Here is a 9,213-nt window from a genome sequence, read left to right as displayed (position 1 = left end):
GCTGCTTCAAGTTTGAATTCAGCACTAAATGTTTTTCTGGTTGTCGATCTCATGTGTTCACCTAAGGTCATCTATGAGGCAATAATATCACCTCTATTTAGGTGGCCAAAATTAGTGTGCCACTACAGTGCCACTACATAGATACTTAAGTCATCTAAACAAGGAGGCTTAATCATGTAACACACATCATTGGATCAACAGTTAATCGAATACCGTCAACAACGTGCTTTGGCTATGCCCTTATCTGGCATGATAGTGTGGATCTTGCTATTTGTATTAAGTTTTATGTTATCGCCTTCACATTTGGTGATGGCGGTATTTATCGGAACGGATTCAATCGTCTATTTAGCCATGGGCATTTCTCGGCTAACCGGTGAGAACATGTCGTTCAAGAAAAAGCATGAGCGTAATTGGTTTGATAACGTGTTTATAGCCGCAGTGGGTATGAGTTTCCTGACCTTTGCTATCAGCATTCCATTCTTCATGGAAAATTATCTGGCATTGCCTTTCGCCCTTGCGGTGCAAACAGGTTTAATGTGGTTAGTCCACGGTGTTTTAGCGGCGCAAAAGGTGGCGATTGTACATGCGATTGTGCGCACTGTGGCTTGCGCGGCTGCTTTTATGTTGTGGCCTGAGTTGAGTTTTCAGCTTCAACCTTTGATTGTGGTGATATGTTATGGGTTCTCTATCCCAGTAATGGAACGCCGTTGGAAGATTCAGCAAAATCTTTGTGTTGCAAGATAGTTGGGTGTTTCAGTTTCCACTGACGTGTAGAAGAGCAATACGGCCTTACGGCCGAGGTAAGTTAAAGTCGTGGGGTTTCACCCCACACCCGATAACAATGCTGGTTTGTTTAGCGTTTGAATTGGCAAGGTTATCGCTGTGGTTATATGAGTCTTGCGGCCTATCGGCCGAGGTAAATCAAAGTCGTGGGTCTTCAACCCACACCCGACCAAAAGGGGAAAAACGCCTGTTCCCCTTTTGGAAATCCCCCGGCGTCCCTAGCGAAGTTACATGCATTGGTTAGTGGCTTCGTGCTTATTCGAAAATCACTAACGCTTCCGATGGTACATCCTGTGCCCCGAAAGCTAGCGAGGTATCCATGCCTCGCTCACGCGATTTTCTTCAACGCCCTTCAGCAACTTCGCAGGGGAGGTGAACTTCTATTGCCTTGGTGTTAGCTGTTAGTCCTAAGGATTTGTACCTGTCCCATCTTTCGCAACCGTTGATATCGCCTGTGCTACTTTTTCTTCTGTATCTTTCAAAATCTCTTTTGACTCCTTTTCCAATTTTGCTGTCAGTTTTGAGAAACCAGGTATGTTTCTTAGCTTTTCAACGGCATCACCTAATTTAACACTTTTATCTAAAGCATCCATCAAGGGGTGATCTGTCGTTTTGTAATCCGAGATTAGTTTTCCTGGGTTTTCAGAATTTACATGTAGCAAGTTGAAAAGCAATTTTACCTTGAGTTCACCAGATGTATCACTATCACCTAGCTCCTCAATCTGAGTCGAAAGACCTTCAAAGGTTTTGCTCAATACTCCCTTATGTGTATATTCTTCAATTAAGCGTTTTGATAAGTTCATCTTTTTATTAGAAGAATAAGCCATCCAAAGAATTGGGAAATATAGTGGTAATATTGATAGTACTAGTTTTGGTGTTTCAGAAATTACTGAAACAAGATCTTTTTGCAAAAATATCAATAGATAAATATCAACTAAAAATGGTATGAATGAAACGCCAATTAACCATCTTATTGCTTTTTTAAATGCATTATTATGAGCTTCTAACTCTAAGCTTTCAGATGTTATCTTTTCATTATAAGCCGCACTGAGTCCAGTCGTTAGTGCCGCTGGTAAAAGAGTTATTATCTTTTGATACACCTCATTGTATTGGTTTTCTTAGTTTTTTAATGTACTACCTATTTTTTCATTTGATGTGTCCAGTAATAAATTGTAGTTTTTTGTTGTATCTGATAATAGTTTGTCTAAATTTAATTTAAGATCTGATAAATCATTTTTTATTACAAGATAACTAGACTCTAACTCATCTTTTATACCATCTATCCTTTCGCTTTCACCATCATCATTTTCAGTATCATAACCTAATATTTCGTCTCTTAACTCTCTAACTTTTGAGTGGTAAGAAGTTATGTTTTTCAAAATTACTTGGGCTTTTGAGTCAATTTCATCTAAGGAGTCTAGTTGTATTGATGCATCATTAAGTCTAGTTGGTAGATCATTATATTTATCTAAAATTTCATTTGTATAAGTTATTCTTTGTTCTACTTGTTCGTGCGTGTCACTAATCGTTTTGAATAAGTTTTTTCCATTTTCAAAAGTTTCTTCAAAAACTTCTATTTTCTGTTCAAAAACTTGAGTTTTAGATTTTGTTTCATCTAGGAAATTCTTTAGTTCTTGGAATGTTTTCGTTGAATCATTAAGGATAACATCAATTTGTTCTTTTGCTCTTTGAATTTTGCCTTTATACTGAGCCGCAGATCTAGCTGCTTGTAGTGCAATAGTTTGATTCTCTGAAGGTTGCTTAGTTTTATTTTTTAATACTTCAATTTCTTCATTCAGAGATTTAATAACTGAGTTTTGCTCGTCGAAATTTTTTTCTAGAGGAACTAATCTTTGCCATAAACGCCCTATTTCATCTGTGTTGTTCTTTTCAGTTCTATACATTTTTATATTTCCTATAAAGTTATTATATTTTTCATATATGCTTAAGTGAAGTTATTTAATTATTTGTTTTCATTAAAGATTTCTAAATTATTTTCACATTGCTGGCATTGTAGTGTGTAGGTATCTTTTGCCTTCATTACTCTTGTTTGCGTGCTTTTGCATTGTGGGCATGTTTGTTTCATTGGCGTGTTTTTAGTGCATTGATTGCATTTTATGTAGTAACCAAACTTACCGTACATTGGTGTGTAGTTTGTTGATTCTCCGCAATGTTTGCATCGAAGCATGCTGTTTGTTGTGAGTTGCGCTATTGCTAGGTTTTTCGCTTCCGCCACTTTGTTAACGGCAAAGGAGGCAACAGGTTCTTTGACTTGTGGTGTTTGTACGGACGTTATTTCAGTCGTAGCTTGAGATGGGTCTATATGGCGATCGATTAAGAACTTAGCGATTGAATTCAGTTCTTCTTGATTAAAGTCTGGACGGGTATCACTCACATTTATCAGTCGTAAGAATTTGCTTTTAAGATTCATGACCTTTTCAAGCTTCTCGACTAAAAACTCTGTCTTAACTAACAGTTCTGAAACTGCCGCAGGCATAGTTTCTCTGTTGATAACCGCATCACTTGAGACAGCGCATACATGGTCCCAGCAACGCATACCAAAGCCTTGCTGTCTTATACCAAGTAATTTTCCTAGAATTTCACTTCTATGCTGTTTTAGCATTTCTTTAAGCAGTGCTTGTTGTAGTTCAACTTGCTTGATAGGAGATGGCATACCAAACCATTTACTTCCGTGACTGCGCGTCCACTCACCCTGTTGGTTGATTTCCACATGGCCTTTTATGCTCTTGGATTCAATTAGCACAAAACCGTAGGTGTAGATAACTAAGTGATCAATTTGCGCGGTTTCGTCATTAAAGGTGAATCGAAAATCATTGATAACCAACACTTCTGGATGATCTTTGAAGGCGCGGCGTAAATAGAAGGCAACATCCTGTTCTTGTTTTTGACCCGCGATAGCCTGTGGTGTTTGGGTATTTTGAAATGATTTGGTTTTTAGAATCATTTATCAACAGCATCCATTCATAACTTGATAATAATCAGCTTCATAATACCCACTTTGCCATTGAAAGATAAAGACAAAAATCGCTAAACGTTAACGTAGCTCAAAGATGGGAAAGTACAAATCTTTGGGGAGTTACATCCAACACAGAAGTTACAGAAGTTCACCTTCCCCTGCGAAGTTGCTGAAGGGTGTTGAAGACTCTTTATTGAAAGAATGGCGCGTGACGCAGACAGGACGTCTGCGTAGCTTTCGGGGGGAAGGGGCGAATGAAAATCGGTGATTTTCGCGCTTATGAGCGAGAGGCAGGGACTGCCGAACTGGGGGGCTTTACATGGATGTAAAGCGGAGCCATCGGAAGCGTTAGCTATTTTCGAATAAGCACTAAGCCAGTCTCTAATGCATGTAACTTCGCAAGGGGCAGCAAGGGAGATCCAAGAGGGAATTGCTGTTGATCCCCTCTTGGTCGGGTGTGGGTTGAAGAACCACGACTTTGATTCACCTCGGCCGTTAGGCCGCAATTCTTTCGTCGGTTATGCCGCATCAAAAATCAAAATGTCGCACTATACGACAACAAAAAAGCCACTATAATCAGTGGCTTTTATCATAAAAATCAAAATCTAAGCGATTCGGCTTAGTCTAGATTGGGTTCTTCACACTCTCTATTTATGAGAATCAATACCGTGATAGCTCAGGCAAGCGTCGACTTCATTGCTGCTGCCTAGGATGACGGCAACACGTTGGTGAATATGCGTTGGGGTAATGTCTAAAATAGTTTCGTAACCCGTTGAGGCTTTGCCGCCAGCTTGTTCGACTAAGAATGCCATTGGGTTGGCTTCGTACATCAAGCGTAGTTTGTACGGTTTTTTAGGATCTTTATTGTCGGTTGGGTAAGTGAAAATACCACCGCGAGATAGCACGCGGTGTACATCGCCGACCATGGCCGCAATCCAGCGCATGTTGAATGATTTTTCGCGTGGGCCAATTTTACCAAGCAGTAAATCGGCAATATAGGTTTGCATTGGCGCTTCCCAAAAACGTTGGTTCGACATGTTAATGGCAAACTCTTGGGTCTCTGGGCTAATGCTCATGGCGGCGTTAGTCAGTAAAAATTCATTGGTTTCTGGGTGCAAAGTAAAGAGTTGCACACCTTGGCCTGTGGTTAATGCCAGCATGGTCGATGGACCATAAAGTACATAACCTGCGGCTAATTGTGCGCGGCCAGATTGTAAAAAGCTGGTTTCAGTCAGCTCGCCAGCAGGCGCGGGCAGGACGGAGAAAATGGTGCCGACTAACGAGTTGATATCGATATTAGATGACCCATCTAGCGGATCGAAACACACCAGATATTGGCCATTTTGGCTGACTTCAACCACATGATCTTCTTCTTCTGACGCTAAACCGCGCACTGTACCGTCAGCTTTTAAGGCATCTTTGAGCATGTCGTTGGTGATGATATCCAGTTTTTTCTGGGTTTCACCTTGGACGTTTTCTTGCTCAGTCGCGCCTAACACGCCCGCAAGTGCACCGTGGCGAACGGCATGGCTAATGGCTTTTGAGGTGTCGGCTAAGGTTAAAATTAGGTGGGAGAGGGAGTCGTTCACTGCCTGTGAGGTCAGGTGCTGGGCCAGAGTCTGCATGTTATGTCCTTTAGAGGTTCAACAATGAGGTCAATTTCGTTATTTGCCGCGAATGATAACTCAGTTAGTCGACAATTTCAGCGATGTTGCTGATGCTTTTAGCGAATATTAGGGCTTTTTGGGATTATTTGGATTGGGCTTGACGCAAGGGCCTAATTTGTATCGGCATATTGCATGCTATTTCTATTTAGGGTTTGCCTCTGGCACAATGTCGGCTTGTTTTTAATCGCTGACATCTTAGGCGATTATGTTTCCAAGGAATAATAATGATTAAAAATAGGTTAACTTGGTTCCCTGCATGCTCACTTAAGGTGCGCGCCGTTCCCCTACTGATAGCGAGCCAAATGGCCATGATTTCGACAGCTATGATTTCAGCAACGACCCCTGCTTTGGCAATGGAAGGTGGCAAACAGCCACTGACGATTGAGCGAATTAATGCCTCGCCTGCCTTAGCGGGCACCAGTCCTCGTGGTTTGAAATTGTCCCCCGATGGGCTGCGGGTTACCTATCTTGCTGGCCGTAAAGATAATCAAAGTTTTTATGATCTCTGGCAGATGGATGTCAAAACTGGTGAGTCAAGCCTGCTATTAAACGCTGATAAACTTGCGACAAATGAATTATCCGATGAAGAAAAAGCTCGCCGCGAGCGCCAACGTATTTATGGTGAAGGCATTATGGAGTACTTCTGGGCCGATGATAGCCAAGCGCTATTAATTCCGGCTGCCGGTAATCTGTATTACTTTTCCCTCGTCGATAATAGCGTGACCCAATTGCCGATTGGTGAAGGGTTCGCCACAGATGCACGCCTATCGCCTAAGGGCAATTTTGTGTCTTTCGTGCGGGATCAAAACTTGTATGTGTTAGATCTGGCGACGAAAAAACTCCAAGCTATGACGACCGATGGCGGCGGGGCGATTAAAAATGCTATGGCTGAGTTTGTCGCTCAAGAAGAAATGGATCGTATGACTGGTTACTGGTGGGCGCCCGATGAATCGGCTATCGCCTTCACCCGTATCGACGAATCCGCGGTCGAGCAAGTGACGCGTAATGAGATCTATGCCGATGGCATTAAACTTACCGAGCAGCGTTACCCAGCCGCAGGTAAAAACAACGTCGACATCGCATTAGGTGTGGTCACGCTAAAAGATAAGGCCATCAATTGGGTGAGCCTGCGCGAAGAGAATAGCAAAGACAAGAGCAAAGACATTTATCTGCCACGTGTCGATTGGTTGCCCGATAGCAAACACTTGTCGTTCCAGTGGCAGAGCCGCGATCAACATCAGCTCGATTTGCAGTTAGTGGCGTTAGATGCGCTGACTAAGCCAAAAACCTTAGTGAAAGAACGCAGTGATGCTTGGGTAAACCTCAATAACGATCTGCATTTCTTAAAACAGCAGTCTGCCTTTATTTGGGCATCTGAGCGTGACGGCTTTAATCATCTGTATCTTTTTGACTTAAAAGGTAAACTCAAAACACAATTGACTAAGGGCGAGTGGGCTGTCGATGAGTTGGAATACATAGATGAAACCGCAGGCTGGGTGTATTTCACCGGCCGTAAAGACACGCCAATTGAGAAACAGCTTTATCGCGTGCCTTTAGCGGGCGGCAAGGTTGAGCGCGTGAGCAAGCTTGCGGGGATGCACAATCCTGTTTTCGCCGATAATCAGAGCGTATATCTCGATTATTTCAACAGCTTATCTCAGCCACCGCAAATCAGTTTACACGGTGACGAGGGCCAGCAACTGGCTTGGGTCGAGCAAAATGCGGTTAAGCAAGGTCATCCTTTATATGATTATGCAGGGCTGTGGCAAATCCCTGAATTTGGTGAACTGAAAGCCGAAGATGGCCAAGTGCTGCAAACCCGCTTATTCAAACCCGTTCCCTTCGATGCAAGCAAGAAATACCCTGTCGTAGTGCGAGTTTACGGTGGGCCGCACGCCCAGTTAGTGACTAATAGTTGGAGCGAGCAGGACTACTTTACCCAGTATCTGGTGCAACAAGGGTATGTGGTATTCCAGTTGGATAACCGCGGCAGTGCGCACAGAGGCACTCAGTTCGAGCAGGTGATTTACCGTCATTTGGGCGAAGCTGAAGTGAATGATCAAAAAGTGGGGGTGGATTATTTACGGAGTCTGCCCTTTGTCGATGCCGATAATGTGGCGATTTACGGCCACAGCTACGGTGGTTATATGGCCTTGATGAGTTTATTTAAGGCGCCGGATTACTTTAAAGCCGCGATTTCGGGCGCACCTGTGACCGACTGGCGCTTGTATGACACCCATTATACTGAGCGTTACTTAGGTCACCCCGAAGGTAATGAAAAGGGTTATGAAGCCAGCAGCGTGTTTCCTTACGTGAAAAACTATCAAGCAGGTCTGTTGATGTATCACGGCATGGCTGACGATAACGTCTTGTTTGAAAACAGCACTCGGGTTTATAAAGCGCTGCAGGATGAAGGTAAATTATTCCAGATGATCGATTATCCGGGATCTAAACATTCGATGCGTGGCGAGAAAGTGCGTAATCACTTATATCGCTCATTAGCGGATTTCCTCGATAGACAGCTGAAAAGCGCTAAATAGCGCGAGATAGAGAGTGGGTCTGTTTACGTATACGTAGTAGGCTCGCTTTTTTCGCTCTAATATCATTCGCTCTGATTTGCGCTGATAGGTGGAGCTTGTTTTATAATTATACTTGTGTTTTATAAGAAGATTTTCGTCTCTATTTTGGACATCGGCTTGCCATCAGCCTGACTCTTAACTCTGTAAGCGTCGCCTATTAATCTGATTCGCTAAATTTAAGACATAAAAAAACCAGATCCTAGGATCTGGTTTTTTGTGAATTGATGCTTATCGAATCAATCCTGTTGCTAATGCGAGTGTCGCTTAGCGGGCAATTAGCCTTCTAAGTTACCGCAAAAGCGATAGCCTTCACCGTGAATAGTCGCGATGATTTCTGGCGTATCTGGCAAGCTTTCGAAATGCTTGCGGATACGACGGATAGTCACGTCTACAGTACGATCGTGTGGCTTAAGTTCACGGCCAGTCATTTTCATCAGTAGATCGGCACGAGTCAAAATTTTGCCTGGGTTTTCAACAAAGTGCAGCATAGCGCGGAATTCGCTACGTGGCAGTTTGTAAGATTCACCCTGTGGGCTCACTAATGAACGGCTGTTGATCTCTAAGCTCCAATCGTTGAAGCGATAGTATTCTACTGAGCTCTTTTCTTCGACTTCGGCACCAGCGCTGTTGACGCGAGTCAGAAGGTTACGAGCACGAATCGTCAATTCACGTGGGTTGAACGGCTTGGTAATATAATCGTCCGCGCCAATTTCAAGTCCAAGGATTTTGTCGACTTCGTTGTCACGACCTGTCAGGAAGATCAGACCGATGTTGTTGATTTCACGTAGTTCACGTGCCAACAACAGGCCATTCTTGCCTGGCAAGTTAATGTCCATAACGACCAAGTTAATTTTGTTTTCCTGCATAGCCTTATGCATTTCTGCGCCATCATTGGCCTCAGTTACCACATACCCTTCTGCCTCGAAAATACTTCTCAGCGTGTTACGGGTAACGGCTTCATCTTCAACGATCAGAATGTGCGGATTTTGCATATTATTTACCTAAATTTTAATCAGTTTATACTAACCAATAAGAGCAACTTACTTCGGGCTCTTATATTCATAAAAGCGTTGATACTTCCTTGAACTGCTTTGTGCTCAAAAGGAAAATCTTTACGGTGACATCTATATCTGGATGTAGATTAAGTGCACGTTTAAGTGTAATACGAGAAAACGTAATCAGTACCAACTTCGATAAGCAATAGTTA

Annotated in this window: 7 protein-coding genes; 2 read left to right on the top strand and 5 right to left on the bottom strand. The window is 42.9% G+C overall.

Going from position 1 to position 9,213, the window contains the following annotated elements; translation table 11 throughout:
- Window positions 1-234: 234 nt before the first annotated feature.
- On the top strand, window positions 235-744 hold the full coding sequence (locus MO387_RS16650) for a hypothetical protein (protein ID WP_325050878.1): 510 nt from the start codon (window positions 235-237) through the stop codon (window positions 742-744).
- 446 nt (window positions 745-1,190) lie between these two features.
- On the opposite strand, the gene MO387_RS16645 is transcribed toward MO387_RS16650, so the two are convergent.
- The 4 genes from MO387_RS16645 to MO387_RS16630 all read right to left on the bottom strand — a co-directional run bounded on the left by MO387_RS16645 (window position 1,191) and on the right by MO387_RS16630 (window position 5,385).
- Window positions 1,191-1,883 (bottom strand): hypothetical protein, encoded by a 693-nt coding sequence (locus tag MO387_RS16645; RefSeq protein WP_107949246.1) that lies wholly within the window; start codon window positions 1,881-1,883, stop codon window positions 1,191-1,193.
- A gap of 18 nt (window positions 1,884-1,901) precedes the next feature.
- Window positions 1,902-2,687: a hypothetical protein gene (locus MO387_RS16640; RefSeq protein ID WP_107949244.1), complete on the bottom strand. Its 786-nt coding sequence runs from the start codon at window positions 2,685-2,687 to the stop codon at window positions 1,902-1,904.
- 59 nt (window positions 2,688-2,746) lie between these two features.
- On the bottom strand, window positions 2,747-3,748 hold the full coding sequence (locus tag MO387_RS16635; protein ID WP_107949242.1) for a nuclease-related domain-containing protein: 1,002 nt from the start codon (window positions 3,746-3,748) through the stop codon (window positions 2,747-2,749).
- A gap of 659 nt (window positions 3,749-4,407) precedes the next feature.
- A complete protein-coding gene (locus MO387_RS16630; RefSeq protein WP_107949237.1) occupies window positions 4,408-5,385 on the bottom strand; it encodes a class 1 fructose-bisphosphatase in 978 nt (325 codons plus the stop codon).
- 266 nt (window positions 5,386-5,651) lie between these two features.
- On the opposite strand from MO387_RS16630, the gene MO387_RS16625 reads away from it, so the two are divergent.
- Entirely contained in the window at window positions 5,652-7,967 is a 2,316-nt protein-coding gene (locus MO387_RS16625) for a S9 family peptidase (protein ID WP_107949235.1), read from the top strand.
- 314 nt (window positions 7,968-8,281) lie between these two features.
- Here the strand turns inward: MO387_RS16625 and arcA are convergent, their stop codons facing one another.
- Window positions 8,282-8,998 carry a two-component system response regulator ArcA gene (gene arcA / locus MO387_RS16620; RefSeq protein WP_006080127.1) on the bottom strand — a complete coding sequence of 239 codons (717 nt, stop codon included), beginning with the start codon at window positions 8,996-8,998 and terminating at the stop codon, window positions 8,282-8,284.
- Between the last annotated feature and the right edge of the window lie 215 nt (window positions 8,999-9,213).

Origin of the sequence: Shewanella sp. N2AIL (assembly GCF_022690845.1) — a bacterium.
Classification (GTDB): domain Bacteria; phylum Pseudomonadota; class Gammaproteobacteria; order Enterobacterales; family Shewanellaceae; genus Shewanella; species Shewanella baltica.
Note: the sequence above shows the minus strand (reverse complement) of the source record. Positions and strands in the feature narration are given on the sequence as shown.

Coding starts and splice junctions, on each gene's coding strand:
- MO387_RS16630 (WP_107949237.1), bottom strand. CDS start 5,385: ATGCAGACTCTGGCCCAGCACCTGACCTCACAGGCAGTGAACGACTCC.
- MO387_RS16635 (WP_107949242.1), bottom strand. CDS start 3,748: ATGATTCTAAAAACCAAATCATTTCAAAATACCCAAACACCACAGGCT.
- MO387_RS16650 (WP_325050878.1), top strand. CDS start 235: ATGCCCTTATCTGGCATGATAGTGTGGATCTTGCTATTTGTATTAAGT.
- MO387_RS16625 (WP_107949235.1), top strand. CDS start 5,652: ATGATTAAAAATAGGTTAACTTGGTTCCCTGCATGCTCACTTAAGGTG.
- MO387_RS16640 (WP_107949244.1), bottom strand. CDS start 2,687: ATGTATAGAACTGAAAAGAACAACACAGATGAAATAGGGCGTTTATGG.
- arcA (WP_006080127.1), bottom strand. CDS start 8,998: ATGCAAAATCCGCACATTCTGATCGTTGAAGATGAAGCCGTTACCCGT.